At 47.4% G+C, this 23008-nt stretch carries 19 protein-coding genes and 1 pseudogene; 6 read left to right on the top strand and 14 right to left on the bottom strand.

The window, feature by feature from the left end:
* The first annotated feature begins 31 nt into the window (after positions 1-31).
* From ONT08_RS04510 to ONT08_RS04525, 4 genes are all read left to right on the top strand, one after another.
* A complete protein-coding gene (locus ONT08_RS04510) occupies positions 32-1090 on the top strand; it encodes a glycosyltransferase (protein WP_144154457.1) in 1059 nt (352 codons plus the stop codon).
* A 52-nt stretch (positions 1091-1142) separates the two neighbouring features.
* A complete protein-coding gene (gene radC, locus ONT08_RS04515; RefSeq protein ID WP_264959342.1) occupies positions 1143-1832 on the top strand; it encodes a RadC family protein in 690 nt (229 codons plus the stop codon).
* A gap of 101 nt (positions 1833-1933) precedes the next feature.
* On the top strand, positions 1934-2254 hold the full coding sequence (locus ONT08_RS04520; protein ID WP_006847572.1) for a metal-sulfur cluster assembly factor: 321 nt from the start codon (positions 1934-1936) through the stop codon (positions 2252-2254).
* Positions 2255-2315: 61 nt separating this feature from the next.
* Positions 2316-3080, top strand: coding sequence for a UDP-2,3-diacylglucosamine diphosphatase (locus ONT08_RS04525; protein ID WP_118154634.1), 765 nt, complete (start codon positions 2316-2318; stop codon positions 3078-3080).
* Positions 3081-3168: 88 nt separating this feature from the next.
* Here the strand turns inward: ONT08_RS04525 and ONT08_RS04530 are convergent, their stop codons facing one another.
* From ONT08_RS04530 to ONT08_RS04555, 6 genes are all read right to left on the bottom strand, one after another.
* On the bottom strand, positions 3169-4215 hold the full coding sequence (locus ONT08_RS04530; RefSeq protein ID WP_118415894.1) for a sugar kinase: 1047 nt from the start codon (positions 4213-4215) through the stop codon (positions 3169-3171).
* 75 nt (positions 4216-4290) lie between these two features.
* The gene (locus ONT08_RS04535) at positions 4291-5493 is read right to left on the bottom strand and encodes an acetate kinase (RefSeq protein WP_264959343.1); all 1203 of its coding nucleotides are present in this window, start codon (positions 5491-5493) and stop codon (positions 4291-4293) included.
* Between the two features lie 106 nt (positions 5494-5599).
* Positions 5600-6646, bottom strand: a complete 1047-nt coding sequence (gene pta, locus ONT08_RS04540) for a phosphate acetyltransferase (protein WP_119236025.1) — start codon at positions 6644-6646, stop codon at positions 5600-5602.
* Positions 6647-6891: 245 nt separating this feature from the next.
* A complete protein-coding gene (gene cdaA / locus ONT08_RS04545; protein WP_006847577.1) occupies positions 6892-7662 on the bottom strand; it encodes a diadenylate cyclase CdaA in 771 nt (256 codons plus the stop codon).
* Positions 7659-8504, bottom strand: coding sequence for a dihydropteroate synthase (gene folP / locus ONT08_RS04550; protein ID WP_264959344.1), 846 nt, complete (start codon positions 8502-8504; stop codon positions 7659-7661). The genes cdaA and folP overlap by 4 nt, the downstream gene beginning before the upstream one ends.
* Positions 8505-8843: 339 nt before the next feature.
* The gene (locus ONT08_RS04555) at positions 8844-9065 is read right to left on the bottom strand and encodes a hypothetical protein (protein WP_089544490.1); all 222 of its coding nucleotides are present in this window, start codon (positions 9063-9065) and stop codon (positions 8844-8846) included.
* 143 nt (positions 9066-9208) lie between these two features.
* On the opposite strand from ONT08_RS04555, the gene ONT08_RS04560 reads away from it, so the two are divergent.
* The gene (locus ONT08_RS04560; protein WP_264959345.1) at positions 9209-10510 is read left to right on the top strand and encodes a UDP-N-acetylmuramoyl-tripeptide--D-alanyl-D-alanine ligase; all 1302 of its coding nucleotides are present in this window, start codon (positions 9209-9211) and stop codon (positions 10508-10510) included.
* A 188-nt stretch (positions 10511-10698) separates the two neighbouring features.
* Here ONT08_RS04560 and pdxT read toward each other — a convergent pair whose 3' ends face one another.
* The gene (gene pdxT / locus ONT08_RS04565) at positions 10699-11268 is read right to left on the bottom strand and encodes a pyridoxal 5'-phosphate synthase glutaminase subunit PdxT (RefSeq protein WP_264959346.1); all 570 of its coding nucleotides are present in this window, start codon (positions 11266-11268) and stop codon (positions 10699-10701) included.
* Between the two features lie 66 nt (positions 11269-11334).
* Positions 11335-12210 (bottom strand): pyridoxal 5'-phosphate synthase lyase subunit PdxS, encoded by an 876-nt coding sequence (pdxS, locus tag ONT08_RS04570; protein WP_264959347.1) that lies wholly within the window; start codon positions 12208-12210, stop codon positions 11335-11337.
* A gap of 338 nt (positions 12211-12548) precedes the next feature.
* Here pdxS and ONT08_RS04575 point away from each other — a divergent pair, with 338 nt between their 5' ends.
* On the top strand, positions 12549-13619 hold the full coding sequence (locus tag ONT08_RS04575) for an AAA family ATPase (RefSeq protein WP_264959348.1): 1071 nt from the start codon (positions 12549-12551) through the stop codon (positions 13617-13619).
* A gap of 566 nt (positions 13620-14185) precedes the next feature.
* Here ONT08_RS04575 and ONT08_RS04580 read toward each other — a convergent pair.
* The 6 genes and pseudogenes from ONT08_RS04580 to ONT08_RS04605 all read right to left on the bottom strand — a co-directional run bounded on the left by ONT08_RS04580 (position 14186) and on the right by ONT08_RS04605 (position 22998).
* Positions 14186-15139 carry a hydroxymethylpyrimidine/phosphomethylpyrimidine kinase gene (locus ONT08_RS04580; RefSeq protein ID WP_264959349.1) on the bottom strand — a complete coding sequence of 318 codons (954 nt, stop codon included), beginning with the start codon at positions 15137-15139 and terminating at the stop codon, positions 14186-14188.
* 95 nt (positions 15140-15234) lie between these two features.
* Positions 15235-15716, bottom strand: a pseudogene (locus tag ONT08_RS04585) (lipocalin family protein).
* A gap of 47 nt (positions 15717-15763) precedes the next feature.
* Positions 15764-16501: a DUF1573 domain-containing protein gene (locus ONT08_RS04590; RefSeq protein ID WP_119227503.1), complete on the bottom strand. Its 738-nt coding sequence runs from the start codon at positions 16499-16501 to the stop codon at positions 15764-15766.
* An 11-nt stretch (positions 16502-16512) separates the two neighbouring features.
* The gene (locus ONT08_RS16480) at positions 16513-17352 is read right to left on the bottom strand and encodes a S8 family serine peptidase (protein WP_264959568.1); all 840 of its coding nucleotides are present in this window, start codon (positions 17350-17352) and stop codon (positions 16513-16515) included.
* A gap of 91 nt (positions 17353-17443) precedes the next feature.
* Positions 17444-20323: a two-component regulator propeller domain-containing protein gene (locus ONT08_RS04600; RefSeq protein WP_264959350.1), complete on the bottom strand. Its 2880-nt coding sequence runs from the start codon at positions 20321-20323 to the stop codon at positions 17444-17446.
* 218 nt (positions 20324-20541) lie between these two features.
* The gene (locus ONT08_RS04605) at positions 20542-22998 is read right to left on the bottom strand and encodes a glycoside hydrolase family 2 TIM barrel-domain containing protein (protein ID WP_264959351.1); all 2457 of its coding nucleotides are present in this window, start codon (positions 22996-22998) and stop codon (positions 20542-20544) included.
* Between the last annotated feature and the right edge of the window lie 10 nt (positions 22999-23008).

The following is a 23008-nucleotide window of genomic DNA, read 5'->3' on the forward strand; positions in this document are numbered from 1 at the left end:
TGAGTAAAACTAACCCTTAATAGTAAGAAGAATGAAATATTCCATCATAGTACCTGTATTTAATCGTCCTGACGAAGTGGACGAACTTTTAGAGAGTCTGACTCATCAATCAGAGAAAGACTTCGAGGTTGTCATCGTAGAGGATGGCTCACAGACTCCCTGCGAGGATGTGTGCAAGCGATATGAGCACATGATGGATATACATTATTACTATAAGGAGAACTCTGGTCCGGGCCAGAGTCGCAACTATGGTGCCGAGCGCGCCAAAGGTGAGTATCTTCTGATACTCGATAGCGACGTGGTCTTACCAGAAGGTTATCTGAAGGCTGTAAGTGATGAGTTGAGCCGTGAGCCAGCCGATGCTTTCGGCGGTCCCGACAAGGCGCACTCATCATTTACAGATACTCAGAAAGCCATTTCTTATTCCATGACTTCTTTCTTTACCACCGGTGGTATCCGTGGCGGAAAGAAGAAGATGGATAAGTTCTATCCCCGTTCATTCAACATGGGCATCCGCAGGGATGTTTATCTCAGGTTGAATGGCTTTTCCAATATGCGTTTCGGTGAAGACATAGACTTCTCTATCCGTATCTTCAAGGCAGGCTGCCGTTGCCGTCTGTTCCCTGAAGCATGGGTATGGCATAAGCGCCGCACCGACTTCCGCAAGTTCTGGCGACAGGTTTACAACAGTGGCATCGCCCGCATCAATCTCTACAAGAAATATCCAGAGAGTCTCAAACTCGTGCATCTCCTTCCTATGGTTTTCACCGTGGGTGTAATAGGCACGCTGCTTCTGCTCTTCTTCGGCTTCCTGCCATACATGCTTGGCACCGTTCACGTATTCCCAACCTTGGGCAATGCGATGGCAGCATTGGGCTGCATCGGTCTCGCCGGCATCATTCTCTATACCATCGCACTGTTTATCGACAGCAGCAGAGAGAATCACAGCGTGAAGATAGGCTTGCTGAGCATTCGCGCTGCCTTCACACAGCTGATGGGTTACGGATGTGGATTTCTTTCTGCATGGTGGAAGAGATGCGTACTGGGACAAAGCGAATTCAGCGCATACAACAAGACTTTCTACAAATAAGACTTCCCCGCAAAAAGAGAAGCCAATAATAATCTACTAATCAGTTATTATTATGGCAGAGAAACTAACCATTGCCAATTGGGCAGAAGAAGACAAGCCCCGCGAGAAACTGGAGCGCTTGGGAGCCTCAGCTTTATCCAATGCCGAGCTCTTAGGTATTCTGATTGGTTCGGGATCTACTGACGAAAGTGCCGTAGACCTGATGAAACGCATTCTGAAGGATTGCGACAACAACCTGAACCAGCTAGGAAAGAAGACCATCAGAGAACTGACACAATATAAAGGAATGGGACCCGCCAAAGCCATCACCATTCTTGCAGCCTGCGAACTGGGCAAGCGCCGTGCTCTCGATAAGATTGGCACACGTCCCGACTTAGGCTCATCCCTTTCCATCTACAACTATATGCTTCCGAAGATGCAGGATTTAGACACAGAGGAAGCATGGCTCCTGATGATGAACCAGAACTTCAAGCTCATCAAAGCGAGCTGCATCTCAATAGGCGGCATTACAGAAACGGCAACCGACATCCGGCTCATCATAAAAGAAGCGGTGCTCAACAACGCTACCATTATAGCCCTCTGCCACAATCATCCCAGCAACAATCCTCAGCCAAGCAAAGCCGATGATGTACTTACCCAGAAGATTGCCAAAGCCTGCGAAATCATGCGCCTCTTCTTTATGGACCATGTCATCATAACCGATGGTGCCTTTTATTCATATCACGATAAAGGTAAATTGTAGTCTATTTGGGGTATATTAGACCTTCGGCAAGAAAAAAACAGCTTTTCTTTTTGTTTTGTCTGCAATAATTATTATCTTTGTAGGCAAAAACAAAGATTATTATGACACAAGAAGAAAAGACAAAGATAGAAGAAAAGATCGTAGATGTGCTTAAGACCGTTTACGACCCAGAGATTCCTGTCAACATCTGGGACCTCGGTATGATTTATAAAATAGATGTGAAGGACGATGCCACCGTAGATCTCGACATGACCTTCACAGCCCCTTCATGCCCTGCTGCCGACTTCATCCTGGAGGATGTAAGAAGCAAGGTAGACAGCGTGGAAGGCGTAAAATCTGCCAATGTGAACCTTGTATTCGAACCGGCTTGGGATCAGAGTATGATGAGCGAGGAAGCTCGCGTAGAACTCGGCTTTGAATAAAGACGAAGCTGTTGAACTCTTCACTCCTCATTCTTCACTCTTCATTTAAAAAGAATCGCTTATGAAAAATGTATATTTCCTCTCAGATGCGCACCTTGGCTCATTAGCCATTCCGCATGCCCGCATGCAAGAACGCCGCCTGGTCCGTTTCCTGGACAGTATCAAGACGAAGGCTGCGGCAGTTTATCTCCTGGGTGACATGTTTGACTTCTGGAACGAATATAAATATGTCGTACCAAAAGGCTATACACGCTTCTTAGGTAAGCTCTCGGAGTTGACCGATATGGGAGTGGAAGTACATTTCTTTACGGGTAACCACGACCTCTGGACCTATGGCTACCTGGAGGAAGAGTGTGGCATTACCGTACATTACAAGCCTCAAACCGTAGAGATATACGATAAAGTGTTCTATCTGGCACATGGAGACGGACTGGGTGACCCAGACAAAAAATTCAAGTTTCTGAAAAGAATGTTCCAGAACCAGACCTGCCAACGCCTCCTTAATACGATTCATCCTCGCTGGGGAATGGCTTTGGGCTTGAACTGGGCTAAGCATAGCCGACTGAAACGTGCTGACGGAAAGGAAGAGCCTTATATGGGCGAAAAGAAGGAGTTTCTGGTGCGCTTTGCCAAACAATATATGCAAGGTCACAAGGATATAGATTACTTCATGTTCGGCCATCGCCACATCGAACTGGATCTGATGTTGAGCAAAAAGACCCGACTGATGATTCTGGGCGACTGGATATGGCAGTTCACCTATGCCGTGTTTGATGGCGAACACATGTTTATGGAAGAATATGTGGAAGGCGAAAGCCAACCGTAAATATAATTTATAGTTGATAGTTTATAGCAGGAACCGCTTTAAGCAAGATTGCCCTATAAACTATTAACTATCAACTATCAACTCTTAACTATCTCTGTATGCGCCCTCCCGAAGAAGTCATGTTATTGATGATTTCTTCTTCTGTAACCAGATTCTGATCACCCGGAACCGTATTCTTTATCGCGCTTGCTGACAGTGAGAAGTCCAGGCAATACTGGTTCTTGTCGCCCCACTTCTGATGGGCATGAATATAGGCAGCAATAAAGGCATCACCTACACCCATCGGGTCAACAATCGGCTCAATATCATAGATTCTTGTAGTATAGAGCTGATCTTCTACAGCATCATAGAGCAAGCCGCTCAAGGTATGATGACTGCTGGCAATCTGATTTCTTACCGCCATCACCATCTTCTTACACTTAGGGAAGAGCTGATGCATCTTGCGGAAATACTCCAGATAAGCCTCCTTGTCAATCTCATAGTCTGCATCCAAAGCCTCGAAAGGAATATGAGGCACACCGCTGGCTACCTCCCACTCATTCTGGTCACCAAAGATGATGTCGCTATACTGCATCATCTGGAATAGCACATCATGAGGCTCCAGACCATATCCCCAGAGATTCTTACGGTAATTGATATCGCAGGCTATGATCAAGCCGTCAGAAACTGCAAGTTTGATGGCATCCATAGTTGACTCCATCGCATCACGACTGATAGCACAGGTGATGCCCGAGCAATGGAATACGGCAGCATCAGCCAGCACCTTTTCCCATTTCACCATTCCGCGCTTCAGCGTATAGAAAGAAGAATTCTTGCGGTCGTAAACCACACGGGAATTGCGCATAGCCACAGCTTCCTCGAAATAATAAGTTCCGAGACGTTCACCGCCACGCACAACATGAGAAACATTCAGACCGTACTCTCTGAGATGCATCAACGCCGCCTCACCCATCTCACCGTATGGCACACGGGTTACATACTCTACATTATCGCCTAAATAAGCCAAAGAGATGGCTGCATTAGCCTCACTGCCACCATAATTGCCAAACATATGATGTCCCTGAAATAAACGTTGATAACCAGGCTTAGAAATCCTAAGCAATATTTCTCCGAAAGTTACAATCTTTGTTTTCATAATTCTAAAAATTTAAAAAGGTGAAGACCATTCACTTATGTTTCTAGTCTTCACCTTATTATATATAGCGTATGATTACTTGTTAGCAACCAACTCCATTGTATCGCGAGCGATAACAATCTCCTCGTCGGTAGGAACTACCACTACCTTCACCTTACTGTCGACAGTAGAGATGATAGCTTCCTCACCACGAACCTTGTCATTTACTTCCTTGTTAATCTTGATGCCAAGATACTCCAGGTTCTTGCAAGCTTCCTCGCGCAAGTCGGTCTGGTTCTCACCCACACCAGCAGTAAATACGATTGCGTCAACGCCACCCATAGCTGCTGTGTAAGCACCGATGTACTTCTTGATGCGATATTCATACATGCGGAGAGCCAACTGAGCCTTCTCGTTACCCTCGTTGGCAGCGTTCTCGATGTCGCGCATATCAGAAGAAATACCTGTAATACCGAGCACACCACTCTTCTTGTTCAGGAAGTCAGCCATCTCCTGTGGCTTCATGTTCAACTTCTCCATCAAGTAGGTAACGGCAGAAGCATCGATGTCACCACAACGTGAACCCATCATCAGACCAGCCAATGGAGTCAAGCCCATTGAAGTATCCAATACCTTACCATTCAATACAGCAGCTACAGAGCCACCGTTACCGATGTGGCAAGTGATGATCTTAGAGTTGTTCTGGTCGAGATCGAGAATCTCGCAAACACGCTTAGAAACATAGCGGTGAGATGTTCCGTGGAAACCATAACGGCGTACGTGATACTTCTCGTACAACTCGTAAGGAATTGCATAGAGGTAAGCGTAGTCAGGCATTGTGCTGTGGAATGCGTTGTCGAATACGCAAACCTGAGGAGTGCCAGGCATCAAAGAGTCAACGGCACGGATACCCTTCAGGTGACCTGCGTTGTGAACAGGAGCGAGGTCGCAAAGTTCCTCGATACCATCCTCTACGCTCTTGTCAACGATAACGCTCTCCTTGAACTTGTCACCACCCTGTACGACACGGTGTCCTACAGCGTCGATTTCTTTCAAATCCTTGATAGCGCCGATTTCCGGGTCGAGCAAGCACTTGAACACGAAGTTCACACCTTCCTTGTGGTCAGGCATGTCGTGCATAATCTGCTTCTTCTCGCCGTTAGGCAATTTCACCTTGATGAAAGCGTTATCAAGACCGATACGCTCTACACCACCCTGTGCCAATACAGACTCATCGTCCATATTATATAATTTGTACTTGATAGATGAACTACCACAGTTCAGAACCAATACTTTCATTTTGCTTTCAATTTAAAATTTATAGTTTACAGTCTATAGCATAAACCACCCATCTTACAGCAGCTTAGCCCTATAAACTGTTAACTGTTAACTATTAACTATATACTTACGCCTTCTTTGCATCCTGTGCCTGGCAAGCTGTGATGGCTACCATGTAGTAGATGTCATCAACAGAGCAACCACGAGAAAGATCGTTAACAGGACGGGCAATACCCTGGAGGATAGGACCGATAGCGATGGCACCACCCAAGCGCTGAACGAGCTTGTAGCCGATGTTACCAACCTCGAGGTTAGGAACTACCAAAACGTTAGCCTTACCAGCAACGTCAGAACCTGGAGCCTTCTTGGCTGCTACCTCAGGAACGAGGGCTGCATCAGCCTGAAGCTCACCGTCGAGATGAAGCTCTGGGAACTTCTCCTTAGCAATAGCTACGGCATCCTTTACCTTGTCAATGATATAAACGCTCTTGCCTGTCTCCTTGTTGATGGCATCCTTTGCGCTACCCTTTGTAGAGAAGCTCAACATGGCTATCTGTGGATCAGCAATACCTGCCACTGACTGAGCTGTATGAGCTGTAGTATAGGCAATCTGAGCAAGCTGGTCTGCTGTAGGGTTTGGAGTTACAGCAACGTCACCCATTACTACAATGCCATCCTGACCATACTGCTTCTGGTCTGAGATGAGCAACATAGCACCACTTACGCAAGTGATACCTGGACTGCACTTGATGATCTGAAGAGCTGGACGGAGAGTATCGCCAGTAGTGCTCAACGCACCAGAAATCTGACCGTCAGCGCCCTCAGTCTTGATAATCATACAACCGAGGTAGAGGTTGTTCTTAGTTACGAGTTCACGAGCCTGCTCAACAGTCATGCCCTTCTTTTTACGAAGTTCGGCGAGCTTCTCAGCATACTCCTCTGTCTTAGGGTTGTTTTGTGGATCAACGATAGTAGCCTTGTCGATGTTGTTAAGACCCCACTGAGCAGCGAGATTCTTAATATTGGCAGGGTTACCGATGAGGATGATGTCTGCGAGATCATCAGCCAAAACTTTATCGGCTGCTTTCAATGTACGCTCCTCTTCTGCTTCAGGGAGCACGATGCGCTGCTTGTCAGCTTTAGCGCGAGCTACGATTTGCTGTAATAAATCCATTTTACTTTTTAATATTTTATATATTTTGTTGTTTCCTAAGTAGATCTGTCAAAGTGTAAGGCGCTGTTATCTTGTTTTTCACCTTTTTGCCACATCGACTTTGCAAAAGTACACATTTTCTTTGAAATAGCAGCGATTAAAATGTGTAAAAAAAGCTAAATCGGGAGATTATTCATATCGTAAAGGTTTACGTAGCAGGAAAAGTGATGAATTCTTCACTCTTCGTTCTTCACTCTTCACTTAACTTATATCATTTCCAGAGTAAGGATGCTTTCCAGTTCCTCGGCAGAGAGTCGGAGTTTGAACTCGCCCTTGATGGCCACGCTGATTCGTCCGGTCTCCTCGGATACGATGACGGCGATGGCATCACTGCTCTGTGATATTCCGAGAGCGGCACGATGGCGGAGTCCCAGTTCCTTCGGAATATCGAGGTTATGACTCACAGGCAAAATACATCCGGCTGCCATGATGCGCTTATTGCTCACCACCATGGCTCCATCATGAAGCGGCGAATTCTTGAAGAAAATATTCTCTATCAGCCGCTGGTTAATCTTGGCGTCTATCTCCTCACCCGTATCCATGATGTCCTTCAGTGGAACGCCTCGCTCTATAACGATAAGAGCACCTACGTATTTCTTCGCCATACTCATACACGCCATCACAATCGGCATGATGGTCTCCTTGTTAGCCTCCTTCTGGCTTTCCTTGCTGGAGTGGAAGAAGCGAACCAGCCGGCGCATACCTTTCTGCGAACCTATCTCATAGAGGAATCTACGGATATCCTCCTGGAAGATGACGATGAGGGCGATGACTCCCACGCTCACCAGTTTATCCAGGATAGAACCCAGCAGGCGCATTTCCAGTATCTGACTCACAAAGAGCCAGATAAGAACGAAGAGCATGATGCCCACGAAGATGTTCAGTGAGCGCGATTCCTTCATCAGACGATAAACATAGAACAGCAGCGAGGCTACCAGGAGAATATCGAGAAAGTCTTTGATTCCAAATTCTATCATGTGCGTCCCTCCTTCATTGCTTCTATTATCTTCACAGCCTCAGCAGCTTCTTTTACATCGTGCACTCTGAGGATACTGGCGCCCTTCATCAGAGCGATGGTGTCGAGAACGGAAGTTCCATTGAGCGATGTCGTAGCATCTCCACCCAGCAGCTTGTATATCATACTCTTGCGGGAGATGCCTACCAGAACCGGAAGTTCCATCACGTTCAACTTCTCCATCTCATTATAAATCTGATAATTCTGGATGAGATTCTTGCCGAAGCCGAAGCCTGGGTCGAGAATAATATCCTTGGCTCCCAGATCGCGCAACTGCTGCACCTCTCTGGCAAAGCCCTTCATCATCGTTTCGAGCGTAGGCTGCACCGACATTAATATATAAGGTACCTTCAGTTCGCCCACCACCCGGAACATTTCAGGATATTCCTCCTGTCTCTGCTCCAGCGGCACATTGGCGATGCCTGTAATTCCACCTTCTGATACATCGTTGATGATGTCAGCTCCCCACTCCTCGATACACTTGCGTGCCAAGGTAGGGCGATAGGTATCTACGGAGACGGCAGCATCCGGCTGCTCTCTGCGAACGATGTCGAGAGCGAACTTCAGGCGTCTTCCCTCCTCCTCTTCCGATACTTCATCGGCACCGGGACGGATGGAGAAAGCGCCCACATCAATGATGCTTCCACCTTCTTCTATAATCTGATTAGCTCTCTGAGCTATCTCCATTTCTGTCTGTTTTCTACTGCCAGAGTAGAAACTGTCGGGCGTAACGTTCAGGATGCCCATCACCTGAGGGGTACTCAAATCCATCAAGCGCCCCTTGATATTAATCGTATATTCCATCGGATTATAACTCCTTAAGCCATTTCTTACCAGGCTTTGTATAACTCCAAGCTATAAGAGCAATAACAACAATAGAAGTTATCATAAAAAATAATGCTAAATAGCTCATGATTCTACAATTCTTTAAGCCACTTTTCACCCGACTTAGTATAAGTCCAAGCAATAAAACCAAGACTAAAAATCGAGCATACTAAAAAAAACAATGCCAAATAGCTCATAATTCTACAATTCCTTAAGCCACTTTTTACCTGGCTTTGTGTAAGTCCAGGCAAGAAAGCTTCCACCTATGATTGTTCCAACCACAAAGAAAAACAATAGTCCATTGTAAACTTCCATAACTTAATATTTTAAAATTCGATTAGCAATGCCCGCAAAAATGAAGGTCATTACTATACCAAATATAATTACTACATAATTTTTTACTCCAAACTCTCCTTGCAGAATTGGAGCAATACCACCAACCCCAGTTCCAGTAAACGTCAACTGAGATAAATTAAAGAAATAGCCTGCCAGCTTTTCCTTCCTTACTTTCGTTTTATCTTTTTCATCTCTACTACCCATAAAGAGCCTCACTTTCTAAAGATTCATCGAATATTTCTGCAAAAATAGAAAGAATATTCGAGATTACCATCATTTTTTGGGAAAATTGTTTGTTATGTCCATAATTTAGATTACTTTTGCACCCAAAATAACAGTTATAGACTATGGATATTTCAGAACTCTATCAGATTTACCAAGCGCACCCAGTGATTACCACTGACAGCCGCGACTGCCCAGAGGGCAGCATCTTCCTGGCTTTGAAGGGCGCATCGTTTGATGGCAACAAGTTTGCCGACATGGCTTTGGAGAAAGGCTGTGCCTATGTGATTGTTGATGAAAAAGAGTATGCCAAGGAAGGCGACGAGCGCTACATCCTCGTAGAGGATTGCCTCACCACCTTCAAGGAACTAGCCCGTGAGCATCGCCGCCACTTCGATATTCCTGTAGTAGGAATCACCGGAACCAACGGCAAGACCACCACCAAGGAACTCGTCTCTGCCGTTCTCGGCGAGAAGTTCAACGTGATGTTCACCCAGGGCAACTTCAATAATGATGTAGGCGTACCAAAGACCCTCTTCCGTCTCTCACCAGAGAATGAGATTGCCGTTGTAGAGATGGGTGCTTCCCATCCTAGTGACATCCGAAAACTCGTGGAATACGTGGAGCCAACCTGCGGTATGATTACCAACGTAGGCCGTGCCCACCTGCAGGGATTCGGCAGCTTCGAAGGCGTGAAGAAGACCAAGGGAGAGCTCTATGATTACCTCACAGCCAACGATGCCCTCGTCTTCATCAATGCAGACAACGAGCATCTGATGCAGATGGCAGAGCAGCGCAACATCAACCGCCTCATCACCTACGGCAAGGATGAAAACTGCGATGTATGGGGAGAAGTCATTTCCTGCGCTCCTTTCCTGAAGTTCCGCTGGCGCACCGAGAGTTTCGACTGGCATGAGGTTCAAACCCATCTCATCGGCTCTTACAATATCGACAACATGCTTGCCGCCATCACCATCGGTCTTCATTTCGATGTGAAGCCTCAGCAGATAGATCATGCCCTGGAGAACTACATCCCGAGCAACAACCGTTCGCAGTTGGAAGAGACGGCGCACAATAAGCTGGTGGTAGATGCCTACAATGCCAACCCATCTAGCATGGCAGCCGCCATCGAGAACTTCCGCGTGATGGATGTGCCTCATAAGATGGCAATTCTCGGACAGATGGGCGAGCTCGGCGAAGTGAGCCACGAGGAGCACCAGAAGGTAGTAGACCAGTTGCAGGCAGCCGGTCTGGAGAATGTATGGCTGGTGGGCGATGAGTTCAAGGATATTCCATGCAGCTACCGCAAGTTCCAGAATGTAGAGGAAGTGAAGGAAGCGCTCAAGGCGAACCAGCCTCACGACCATTACATCCTCATCAAAGGCAGCAACAGCGTGAAGCTCTTCCAGCTTCCGGAGTTGTTATAAGAAATTTGAATGCACCCTGAAAAATTGATTTCAAGGATATAAAGAAGAATAAAAAAGTATCTTAGGATACTTGCTCATGTATCTTAAGATACTTGGCAATGTATCCTAAGATACTTTGCAATATAGCTTCATGTGCCCATGAAGCTGTTTCATCGGCTAGCGAAATAAGTTTCATCTCTGGATGAAGCCTACTTGCTGCACATCCCCAGAAAATACTTATGAATCTCCAGACTTTCGTTCAGTTCCGGATGGAAGGCGGTAACCAGCTGGTTACCCTGACGGGCAGCCACAATCTTGCCATCTACCTCCGCAAGAACCTCAGCATCTCCCCACACCTCTTTAATATAAGGAGCACGGATGAAAGTCATAGGGACATTTCCCTCGATGCCCTTCATCGGAGCCTCGATGTAGAAACTGCCCAACTGGCGACCGTAGGCATTTCTCAAAGCCGTGATGTCCATCGAAGCAATGCACTGACTAGGCTCGCCCTCAATCTTCTTGGCAAGAAGAATCAAACCGGCACAGGTACCATAAACTGGCAAGCCGGCAGCAATCGCCTCCTTTACTGGCTCCATCAATCCCAGTTCATTCAAGAGTTTCGCCTGAGTGGTACTCTCACCGCCCGGAATAATCAAGCCATCCTTAGGCTGGTCCCAATCCTTCAACTGGCGAACCTCAAAACTATCCACGCCCAACTGAGCCAACTTCTGTCTGTGCTCAGCAAAAGCGCCTTGTAAAGCTAATACTGCTATTCTCATAACATACTTATCTAATATAAAAGCCCCTTCTTGTGCAGGAGGGGCTCTTATCCATTATCTCATCTATTACTTACCTCTTTCAGCCATGAGCAAAGCAATCTCCTGCTCATTGATACCTACCATTGCCTCACCGAGATCCTCGCTCAACTCAGCCAGCATCTTAGGGTCGTTGTAGTTGGTAACAGCCTTCACGATAGCCTGTGCACGCTTAGCTGGGTTACCGCTCTTGAAGATACCAGAACCTACGAATACACCCTCGGCACCGAGCTGCATCATCAGGGCAGCATCAGCTGGAGTAGCCACACCACCGGCAGCGAAATTAACCACTGGCAACTTGCCGTTCTCGTGAACATACTTCACCAGCTCGTAAGGAGCCTGCAACTGCTTGGCTGCCTCGTAAAGCTCATCCTCGCTCATAGAAACCAGGCGACGGATTTCGCTCTGCATCATACGCATGTGGGTAACAGCCTGAACCACATCACCTGTTCCTGGCTCACCCTTGGTACGGATCATGGTAGCACCCTCAGCAATACGGCGGAGCGCCTCGCCCAGGTTCTTGGCACCACAAACGAATGGCACGTCGAACTGAGTCTTGTCGATGTGATAAACATTATCAGCAGGAGAGAGCACCTCGCTCTCGTCGATATAGTCGATTTCGATAGCCTGAAGAATCTGAGCCTCAGCAAAGTGACCGATACGGCACTTAGCCATTACAGGGATAGAAACAGCCTCCTGAATACCCTTGATCATCTTAGGGTCGCTCATACGTGAAACACCACCTGCTGCACGGATATCAGCTGGAATACGTTCCAGCGCCATTACTGCGCATGCACCTGCTGCCTCTGCGATTTTTGCCTGTTCTGGAGTTGTTACGTCCATAATCACACCACCCTTGAGCATCTGAGCCAAGTTGCGGTTCAATTCTTGTCTATTTTCTGTCATAATTCTTTTAATTTTATCTATTTATGCTTGCAAAGGAAACACTTTTCAGCGAAATAGCAGAAAAATATTCCATTTTCTGCAAACATTGAGTCATTTTGTATAAAGGATGATTCGCAAAAGTATAAGCCAAATTCCGAAATATACAAAACACAACACAGATTGAGCGACAAAGAACAATCTACAGAAAGCTTTCCTTTAAAACTTATATAAATAAATAGGTAAAACCTTGACTTTATATCCGGAAAATGTTAAACATTAATAATTCAAAGGAGTTTATCTTCTAAGCATCTTTATTTTTCGTATCTTTGCGAAAAATTTCGTTACGAAAAATTTCGATCATGGAAAATCCGTTTAAATTTGGCTCATTAGTTGATGCCCCATACTTTACAGACAGAGTGAAAGAACTGGACTACATCGTACAGTTTCTCAAGAGCGAGAACCATCTCGTTCTTATGTCTCCACGACGTTTTGGCAAATCAAGTCTCGTAAAAAAGGCTGTTGTCCAAACCCAACGACCATACCTATGGCTCAATATGCAAGCCGTGCTCAGCAAAGAAGATTTTGCGGCAAAGCTTCTGAAGGAACTGCTCAATCAATTCAAACTGGAAAAGATGAAGCACTATCTTCGTAACTTCCGCATCATTCCATCTATCAACATGAACCCGATGACAGACGAGGTATCGGTTTCATTCCAACCATCAACCGACAATGGATCAACCGCAATAGAAGATGTTTTAAATACAATTCAGAAGGTTTCTACACCTCAAAACAAACTGATTGTTGTCCTGGACGAGTTCCAAAGCATTCTGGAAATCGACAAAAACATGGATAAGCAGCTCCGTTCCATCATGCAGGAACAGACTGGCATCAATTACATCTTTCTGGGTAGTCAGGAATCGATGATGACAGATATCTTTGAACGTGTGAAGTCTCCGTTCTATCATTTTGGAATGCTGATGAGACTCAACAAGATTCCATACGAAGATTTCAAGTCATATATTGCAGACAGATTGGAAGATGTATCAGAACAGCCTACCCAAATTGCAGACGAGATACTGGCCTTTACAAGTTGCCATCCATACTACACGCAGCAGCTTTCATTCGCAGTTTGGAACAACCTGGTAGCTGGTAAAAACGAGAATGTACTCCAACTCTCCATAGAAGACATCATAACGACTCATGATTTAGACTACGAACGTTTATGGTTGAATTTCAACAAGACAGACAAGTATGTAATGGTCAGTATCTGCGAGGGCAACAATCCTGCACAAGACAGGAACCAACCTACCAGCACGATGACCAGTGCCCTATTGCGTTTAAGCAAGAAAGGCTACATCATCCGAAGTGACAGATATGAAATAGAAGACCCCTTCTTCAGGAAATGGATACTCAAGAATATGATTGAGTAAGATTATATACTGAGAAATCGCCAGCGAAACTGTAGAAAGGCTTCGCAGGCGATTCTGCAAGAGAGACTTATCTATGTGTTAAAAAAGCCAACTCATAGTTTTTTGATGCGAAAGGCATAGCTTTTCGGCTCGAAACTCACTATTTTTTGCATCGGGAGGGAATGAAAAATGTATCGGGAGGAAATAAAAACAGCCTGCATGATGGCTGATTATCGCCCTCATGAGGCATCATTTAAGCCTCCTACCGGTCATCATTGATGGCACTTATCTGTCTTCATATAAGGCACTTAGCTATCTTAAGAAGGAACACAAAATGGGTAAGGAAAACAGCCAGGGGTTAACAGGGTTAACAGTTAACACCCCAAAAATGCATACTTCCCCCTACTCACATATAAAAATAAGTATATATATATTTATTATTATATAGGTAAAAAGGAGGGGGACCATGCAAAAAACAGCTGTTAACTGTTAACCCTGTTAACCCCCCAATGAAAAAGTTAATAGTTGATAGGGCGTAGCCGTTAGCAAGATTGCTATAAACTATAAACTTTCAACTATAAACTAACTTATCCTTTCTGCCGGAAAGCAGAAGGCGTAACCCCTCTCATCTTCTTGAAGAACTTGGTGAGATGAGCCTGGGATGAGAAACCGAAGGTATTGGCTATCTCCTGAACCGTATGCGTAGTGGTAGAGAGCTCGCGCTCTATCTCCTTCACGATGTATTCATCGATGATTGCCTTCGGGGTCTTGCCGGAGATGCGGCGGGTAACCTGAGCCAGATAACGGCCACTCACATTCAGCTGGTCTGCATAGAAATGAACATCGCTGTAAGTGCGGCAGAAGTTATTGACCTGCGAGATAAACTGATTGTAGAGTTCGGAACTCCTGCCCTGCAGATTGCTCTGGCGCACGAGTTCTACATTGATGAAATCCTGCGCCTTCGCCAACGCCTCCTCCATCTTCTTGCCCAGATTCAGATAGACGGCAAGAGCTGAAGAGAAACGGTTGATGAGACCATGCGAATTGGCATTGTCGAGGCGATAGATCCGGAGTCCCTGCTTCTCGGCAAGGCTCAGCAGCTTGGAATTCTGCAGAATGATGTCGCTCTCCTTCTTGCGTGACACGACGACAGAACAGAGCGGCAGCAGACGGTATTTGATCTGGCTCACCACATCTTCCGTCATCAGCGCATCGCCCTGGCTCGACCAGATGGCAGGGGCATAGATGATATGGGCAGGACGGTACTTGGTCAGGGCATCGATGACCACATTCAGCGTCTCCACCCTGCGTATCATACCAATCTTCACAATATCAGGCTGCATATCGTTCATGATAGCCTCTATCTGCCCCGAAACAATCTCGGCAGGAATATCGAAGAACTCCTGAATACCGAGCGTATTCTGCACAGTGATGCTGGTTATTGCCGAAACAGCATAACCGCCCAACTCGGCAATCGTCCTGATGTCCGCTTGCACACCAGAGCCTCCGGTGCTGTCTGAACCTGTAATCGTTAATATCATATCCTTAAACTTTGAACCCGATGATAAGTTTGAGGGCAAAGATACAAAAAAAGAGCGAATAATCCGCAGAATTTGCAGATAATTCGCTCTTTTTTTTATTCTTCAGTGAGATCTTTACAATCCTTGAGTATCTCGGCAGGTACCTCATCGCAACGCTTGTAGCGGCTGATGTCGGTAACATCGTCCTTGGCAGTCCATATCATGGAACCCGATGCCAGGAGGCGGGTTACGAGATAACTCTGGTTCCAGTCGCCCTTACCGTTATCATAGCTTCCGCTGATGATGTAGCCCTGGTATGGATCGTTCTTGATAGCGAACGAACCGGTGATATGGCGACCATACATACTGTCAAACTTCTGATACATCTCGAAAGTCTGGTCCTTGCGGTTGAAAACGATGTAGCAGTAGTGCCCTCAGCAAGAGGTTCACCGTTCCACTCAGCCAACTCCCATGTGCCATGAAGATTGGCAGGTGTAACTTCCAGAGAAGGCTCCTCCGGTTCCTCATCATCGCTGCTGCAGGCTGCAAAGCCGCAGGCAAACAAAGCAATCACCAGGAGGGTGAAGAGTTTTTTCAAATATTTCATTGTCTTGGTATTTTTTTCTTTTTTACTTTTTTACCCTTTTACCTTTCTAACTTTACAACGACCTGTATCGTTCTGTCAGACGGACGGGCATCCAAGCCCTCCAGAATAACAGGGAAGGTGAAGGATTCGGGCATCGTAGCCGGAATCTTATCGGCTATGATGGTGATGACGAGGTCAGCCTCATCACCCGGTTCTATCACCTCAGGCTCTGTCGTAAGACGGGCATAAGGAGGAAGAAGGAGGCTGGATATACGGAGCGGCTTGTCACCGCTGTTTCCGCAGAGGATGCGTGCCTCAGGCTCTGTGCCCGGCTTTACCTCTGTGATACTTGCCTTCGCCTGTTTCAGTCTGAGTGCGCCCATCTTGTGCGGATAGCGCGCCCACTGGTCAGCACCCGGCAGCACCTTTCCCGTTAAGGCAAGCTTAACGGCAGGCTGTCCCTCTACCTCTTTCAGATAGAGATAAGCACCTGTATTGATGGTGCCCGGATAGCGGTTAGGCGTGAAGGTGAGCTGCACCTGACAGGTATCGCCAGGCTTCATCACATCGCCCCTGACATAAGAACTGGTACATCCACAGGTGGTTCTCACCTGTGTGATGTGCAGTATCTTCTTGCTCACATTCTTACCTACGAAGGTGAAGGTGCGAGGCGCATCGTCCTCGGTCATCGTACCTGCATCGATAAGCGGATGCTCAAACTTCAGCAGTTCCTTCTGCGCATTCACCGTAACAGGCAAAGCCAGGAAGAAAAGCGATAGGAAAGCAAATATCTTCATATTACATCCAATTACATCCAACCATTGTTACCGGCACTCTTTCTAACGGTCACAACTACGGTCTGGCTGGTACCATCGGCAGCTGTTACAGTGAGCGATGTGCTTCCGGCAGCGAGTCCCTTCACGGTGAGCGTCTTGCCTTCTACCGAAGCAGAAGCTACGCTGCCATTCGCTACAGAGCAAGAGAAGCCCTCTGTCCGACCTGCGAAATATGCAGCGAGGTTGAGAGAAACAGTCTTCTCGATGCCCACATACACGTTAGGCAACTTCATATCAGAACTGAGTTCCTTGTTCTTGATGTTATTCAAGAGCTGAGCTGCATCAATCAGACCAGCACCCATCTTGCCGATGTACTTAGAGAGCTGTACAATCTCTGGCGAAGCACCCACGGTAGTATGGTTCATATAGTAGGTCTTGGTTGCACCATTTCCGTAATGGCTATCCAGTTCCTTCACAGATTTCTTCATCAGGGCTACGAAGTCGGCAGCACGATAATGACGGTTCGTCTTGGCAGCATAAGCGAGACCCAAGGCAGCCACACCAGAAACGTGAGGACAAGCCATAGAGGTTCCCTCCATGTAGCCCCAAGCAGGGTGACCGTTCTGGATCATCGTAGAGAGCACAGCACCTTTCTGCTCGGTTGTCGTCTCTGCCCAGTATTCATCTTCCTGCTCGCCAATCTTGCTGTAATATTCCAAGTCGCCACCAGGAGCACTCAGGGTTACGAGCGAACCGAAATCGGTGTAGCAGGCTGGAGTAAAGTCGGCAGCTAATGAAGATACGCAGACGCACTTAGAGTAAGCACCTGGGAAAGCAGGATTGCCAGCATACTCGTTACCGGCTGCGAAGATTAGCCGACGGAGTCATATCCGTAACCCAATGCTGTCATATTCTTAACCCCACGCAGCCATATCTATAGGCAAACGGAAGCACATCATTTATTTACCTCTTCACCTTCATATATTCCGTAGGAGTCATGCCATACTCCTTGGAGAAGCATTTGGAGAAATAACTGCTGTTGGAAAAACCAACGGTATACATCACCTCGGAAACACTGAACTTACCCTGGCTCAGGAGCTCGGCTGCACGCTTCATACGCATCTCACGGATATACTCTACAGGCGTACGGCCCGTTATCGCCTTCATCTTGCGATACAGCTGTTTGCCACCTATGCCTATCACATCCTGCAACATCGAAACATTGAAGTCAGAATCAATCATATGCTTCTCTATCGCCTCATTGATCTCTTCGAGCAGACGCTTGTCTGCCCCATCCAACTCGCTGACATCTACCGTCTTCTTTTCCTCTTCAGAAGATTCAGAGCGTGCAGGAACTGGTTCTGAGGATGATGACTCAGGCTCAGATACAGGCGAAGCGGATAACCCAGTGGCAACAGAAGATGACACATCAGGTATCTTCACGTTCAGGTAGCGAACCATCAGAGCTGTCACCTCATCAAATGAATGATGAGCTACGGCAGCCTTCAAATCTTCCGTCAGACGGTTGAAGAAGTCCATACGCATCTGTACCTGCTCCAACACCTCAGCCTTCTGCTTCTGGGCATCAGCCAGTTCCTTGCGCAGGAAATACCAGCTTACCAGCCATGCCACAAACACGATGAGTGCCGTGATATAGAAGAGCTTGCACCACCAGGAGAGATACCAAGGCGGCAGAACGGAGATGTCGAGCGAATAAACCTCGGCAGCTATCTTGCCTTCACCATCCACGGCATGAACCGTAAGATGATAATCGCCATAAGACAAACCATTGTAGGTGATATCGATATTGCCGGAGTTCAGATAATGCCAGTCGTGGTCGCTGCCTTCGAGCCTGTAAGCATAAACGGCTGAAGGATGATCGGCAAAAGGAAGGTCGGTGAGCTGCAGGGTGAAGTTGTTCTCATCACTCTTCAGTTTCAGGATTTCTCCACGCTCCTCACGAGCCTCTCCGTTCACGATGATTCCAGCCAGCATCAGGCGGGTAAACTGCTTAGGCTTCTGTGCTACATCGGAACTGATTGCCACATAGCCGTCATTGCCGCCCATCATTACCTCATGAGTCTGTCTGCTGTAACAGATGTTGAGCGGCACAACAGAAGGAATCATGAAGCGCTGGCTCTCGCCCTCAGGATTGATTACGCAGCATTCATTGCCCGATACCACCCATATCTTGCCTTCCACATCGCACATGGTACTTACCTTGCCACCAATCTGCCATGTCTTGGAAGAAAAGCTGTTACCCAGCACAGAACCGGCTGCATAATAACAGGTTACCGAACTGTTATCACCCATCCAGATATTGCCCTTGCTGTCTGCCATCAGATAGTTGACAACATCTGAGTTAGCTACCTGCACCACCTTCATATTGTTCGGATTGATGCAGTTGAGACGGGTATAGGTAGAAACCCAAATCCTACCCTTTCCATCCATCACCATCTGACCCACATGCAGACCAGAGAGCGCATTCTTTCCCTTGTCCGAGTAATGCCAGTCGGCTATGGTCTTGCCGCTCAGAAGAGCCGCCTTATCCATCACGAAGACACCGCCCTGATAAGAACCCATCCATATCCTGCCCTTCTTGTCCTGGAGAATATCGTAAGCCCAGGCTGTAGAATACTTGCCACTCTTATCGTAGACGATGAAGTTGCGCATCTGACGGGAACTGCGATCATAGAAGTTGATGCCATGGTCGGTACAGATCCATACATCGCCGTCATGGTCTTCATAAATCTTGCGTACACGGTTATGACTCAGCGGGAAGGCAGAGCTGTTCTGCTTGTACCATGCCACATTCTGATAACCTTCAGCATTCCGGGTGAAATGAATCAGACCGTTGGTACCGCCCATCCACCATTCGCCGTTACGGGTCTGGAGCATGGCATGCAGACAGTTACCTTCACCCGATATCGTAATCTTATCGAGCGATACATAGCGGTAATAGGTATGGGTAGTGAGACGGGAGAGTCCATTGTCAGTACCCACCCATACATTCTGCCATTTATCTACAAAGCAAGCCCAGACGATGTTGTTAGGAATAGAAGCATCATCGCGGGAATCGTGGATATAATGGATGATGGCATTGGAGAGTGCCATCTGATAGAGTCCGTTATCTGTTCCGATATAGAGATTGCCGGCAGCATCTGTAGAAAGACATTTGATGGAATTGCCGTTCAGAGCTGGAATCTGTGAGAAGTTCCTGAGTTGCAGATCGGCACAATAGAGAGCCCCCTCGGTACCAATCCAGTAGCATCGGCGCTTAGCATCATAGGCGAGTGCATTGACCAGCGGCTGTTCTCCGGCACGGAGCGGAATCAGTCTGCTGCCGAGATGCAGACCTGCGAGCGAACCTACGAGCAAGCCTCGCGGAGTAGAGAGCAAGGCATAGACATCGCCACCGAAGTCAGTCTTACCACCCTTGATATCGAGCACACGGAGTTCCTTCAGCTGCTTGCGCTTCGCCTCATCGGCAAAAGCCTTCATAGCTGGTGTTTCGGCATATTGATAAGATTGCGTATCGAATTTCAGGATGCCGTTGCCAGTAGCCAGATAGAGCATTCTGCCCTCGAAACCGAGCGCATTGACACGCGTATTGCTGAATGTATGTTCCTGAAAATGGCGATAGCCATGATAACCATCATAGCTGTAAAGACCATTGTCGGTTCCGAGCCATATCATACCATCACTGTCCTGGGTAATGGCACAAACGGACTGAGCACCTTCAAGGGAGGTGTTAACGAAACGCTGCGCATGGATGGCGAGCGAAACAAAGAGCATAGCAATTGCCATGCTGATGCGGTTTATAGGTTTTGTTGACTTTTTCATGCGTGCAAATTTACACAATATTCATGATAACGCCAAAAAATATCGGAGGAAATTCATAAAAAAAGAAGAGGGTGTGTCATAAGTATCATGCCAAGAGTATAAATAAGGCACGGATTACGCGGATTACACGGATTTATGGCGCCATTATATAAAGCGATTATCATCTCATAAAGAATCCGTGTAATCCGTGTAATCCGTGCCTAAATTAGTCTATCATCTTATATTGCCTGGAGCGTAATCGACTTTTCGATATTTCGCTTGCTGTCTTTTACCGTCAGGATGATGTCGCCCTTCTGCTTGCTGCTCTGTACGATGACAACGAGTTTGCCGGAGAAGAGTTTCATCTGAGGCTGGGTGAACGGTTCGAGCGATGTGGCATCGCCGTTGCAGGCAGCCTTGAAAGTGCCGGCACCACTCACCTCGAAGGTCAGTTCGTCATCGGCAAGCGGACATTCATTGCCGTCCTTATCCTGCAGACTCACGGTGATGAAGGCAAGGTCGTTGCCATCGGCATTCAGAAGCACATTGTGCTCATCGGTACAACCTTCTACCATGCAGGCAATAGGCTCATGATCAGGAGTTTCTACACTGAACTTCATCTGTGCAGGCTCGCCGGCAGTACGCTTCACGTCCTCGCCAACCTTATCGCCATACTGGTTGTAAGTAACCACGCGAATCTCACCCGGTTCATACTTCACATTGTTCCAGCGCAAACGGTAGCGGTCCAGACGGCTTGACTTGTCCTTGCGCACTCTGCCCTGGCTCTTGCCGTTTACGAAAAGTTCGCCTTCCACACCATCGGTATAGCAATATACAGGGGTAACCTGTCCTTCTCTGCCCTTCCAGTTCCAGTGAGGAAGAAGATGGGTAGTATGCTGCTGCTTGTTCCAGCGGGCACGATACATATAATATCTATCCTTTGGAAGTCCGGCAAGGTCGCAGATGCCAAAGTAGCTGCTGCGGCTTGGCCAGTAGGTATCGTAAGGAGTCGGCTCGCCCAGATAGTCGTAACCGGTCCATACAAACTCACCGATTACCCAACTGTAGTCATCCTGCATCTTCCAGTCATCATCCGGAAGATTGCTCCAGGAACAGTATTCGGTATCATAGCTTGAGCACTGACCATCAGTGTATGGGTTGTTATCGTTGGCACGCACCTCGACAGGGAACTTATACACGCCACGGGAGCTGACCGTAGAGGCGGTTTCTGAACCGAGAAGGAAACCCTGAGGCAACTGCTCAATATTCTTATAATACTTATGTACGCGATAATTGAAGCCCGGTACATCCATGGTCTGGGCAAAGCCGCTCTTCAAGGCATCTTCTGCCCTATCCATGCCCTGGGTAACAGGACGGGAAGGGTCATACTGATGACAGAGGTCCTGCAGATGCTTGGCTATCTCCATACCTTCCTTGCTCCACTGCTCAGGAATCTCGTTACCGATGCTCCACATGATGATGCTAGGATGGTTGCGGTGGTGTTTCACCAAATTGGTGATATCCTTATCGCTCCACTCCTTGAAGAACTTGGCGTAGCCGTTCTTGCACTTAGGATAAATCCACATATCGAAACTCTCTGCCATGACCATCATACCGAGGGAATCGCAGATTTCCATCTGCATGGTAGAAGGCATGTTGTGGGCAGTACGGATGGCATCGCAACCCATCTGCTTCATCATCTTGATCTGACGGATAAGGGCTGCCTTGTTCTCAGCTGCTCCCAACGGACCGAGGTCGTGATGCAGGCAGACACCCTTGATTTTGCGGGTGATGCCATTGAGCTGAAAACCATAATCCTTGGATACGGCAATGGTGCGGATACCGGTCTTCAGGGTCTGCACATCAGCCACCTTCTTTCCTTCATATCGGGTAAGCTTTACCTGATAGAGATAAGGAGATTCCGGAGACCAGAGCTGAGGATTCGCTACCTTCAGAGTAGTCTTGATTTCAGGATTGGCACCTGTGACGGTCTGCTCGGCAACCTTCTTGCCAGCCTCATCCAGCAGGGCTATGACGGTCTTACCCGACTTACCAGTTTTTCCTTCCAACAGCGCGTTTACTTCTACTTCAGCCTCCTGCTTATCAGCCTTCAGGGTACGGACGAAGGTATCCCAGGTAGAGAAGTTCTCGTTACCATAAAGTTCTACGGAAACCGGACGGTAAAGACCGCCTCCCGGATACCAACGGCTGCTCTCCTCTACATTATTAAGATGTACCTCGATGAGATTACTCTTACCAAACTGGATGAAAGGTGTGATGTCGATGCGGAAGGCATTGTAGCCGTAAGCCCACTTGCCTGCCTCCTTGCCATTGACGCTGACAACAGGCTGGCTCATGGCACCGTCGAAGACGAGTACGGCACGTTTATAGCCCTTAGGAGCCGTCCAGTTCATCTTATACATACCCTCACCAATCCAAGGCAGTGCACCAGAACGTCCCGACTTCTCGGTCTTTTCGGTTTCGCCATTCTGCTCGATGGCCACCATCTGCAGGTCCCATTTCTTATCGAAAGGACCCGAGATAGCCCAATCGTGCGGAACAGCTACCTGCTGCCACGCCTTGCCATCACGGGAGAAGTTCCATGAAGGCAGGTTGATAACCTTTCTGCTCTGCGCCTGGCACAGCGTAGTGAGTGCCAGGGCAAGAGTCATGAAAGTAATGCTTCTCTTGATCATATTGCTATTT

Source organism: Segatella copri, assembly GCF_026015465.1.
Lineage (GTDB): Bacteria > Bacteroidota > Bacteroidia > Bacteroidales > Bacteroidaceae > Prevotella > Prevotella copri_E.

Bases quoted from the DNA above. Each gene is read 5' to 3' on its own strand.
- cdaA (WP_006847577.1), bottom strand. From the start codon at position 7,662: ATGATAGAATTTGGAATCAAAGACTTTCTCGATATTCTCCTGGTAGCC.
- ONT08_RS04560 (WP_264959345.1), top strand. From the start codon at position 9,209: ATGGATATTTCAGAACTCTATCAGATTTACCAAGCGCACCCAGTGATT.
- pta (WP_119236025.1), bottom strand. From the start codon at position 6,646: ATGGATTTATTACAGCAAATCGTAGCTCGCGCTAAAGCTGACAAGCAG.
- ONT08_RS04580 (WP_264959349.1), bottom strand. From the start codon at position 15,139: ATGATATTAACGATTACAGGTTCAGACAGCACCGGAGGCTCTGGTGTG.
- ONT08_RS04590 (WP_119227503.1), bottom strand. From the start codon at position 16,501: ATGAAGATATTTGCTTTCCTATCGCTTTTCTTCCTGGCTTTGCCTGTT.
- radC (WP_264959342.1), top strand. From the start codon at position 1,143: ATGGCAGAGAAACTAACCATTGCCAATTGGGCAGAAGAAGACAAGCCC.
- ONT08_RS04600 (WP_264959350.1), bottom strand. From the start codon at position 20,323: ATGAAAAAGTCAACAAAACCTATAAACCGCATCAGCATGGCAATTGCT.
- ONT08_RS04535 (WP_264959343.1), bottom strand. From the start codon at position 5,493: ATGAAAGTATTGGTTCTGAACTGTGGTAGTTCATCTATCAAGTACAAA.
- pdxT (WP_264959346.1), bottom strand. From the start codon at position 11,268: ATGAGAATAGCAGTATTAGCTTTACAAGGCGCTTTTGCTGAGCACAGA.
- folP (WP_264959344.1), bottom strand. From the start codon at position 8,504: ATGGAATATACGATTAATATCAAGGGGCGCTTGATGGATTTGAGTACC.
- ONT08_RS04520 (WP_006847572.1), top strand. From the start codon at position 1,934: ATGACACAAGAAGAAAAGACAAAGATAGAAGAAAAGATCGTAGATGTG.
- ONT08_RS04555 (WP_089544490.1), bottom strand. From the start codon at position 9,065: ATGGGTAGTAGAGATGAAAAAGATAAAACGAAAGTAAGGAAGGAAAAG.
- ONT08_RS04575 (WP_264959348.1), top strand. From the start codon at position 12,549: ATGGAAAATCCGTTTAAATTTGGCTCATTAGTTGATGCCCCATACTTT.
- ONT08_RS04530 (WP_118415894.1), bottom strand. From the start codon at position 4,215: ATGAAAACAAAGATTGTAACTTTCGGAGAAATATTGCTTAGGATTTCT.
- pdxS (WP_264959347.1), bottom strand. From the start codon at position 12,210: ATGACAGAAAATAGACAAGAATTGAACCGCAACTTGGCTCAGATGCTC.
- ONT08_RS04605 (WP_264959351.1), bottom strand. From the start codon at position 22,998: ATGATCAAGAGAAGCATTACTTTCATGACTCTTGCCCTGGCACTCACT.
- ONT08_RS04525 (WP_118154634.1), top strand. From the start codon at position 2,316: ATGAAAAATGTATATTTCCTCTCAGATGCGCACCTTGGCTCATTAGCC.
- ONT08_RS04510 (WP_144154457.1), top strand. From the start codon at position 32: ATGAAATATTCCATCATAGTACCTGTATTTAATCGTCCTGACGAAGTG.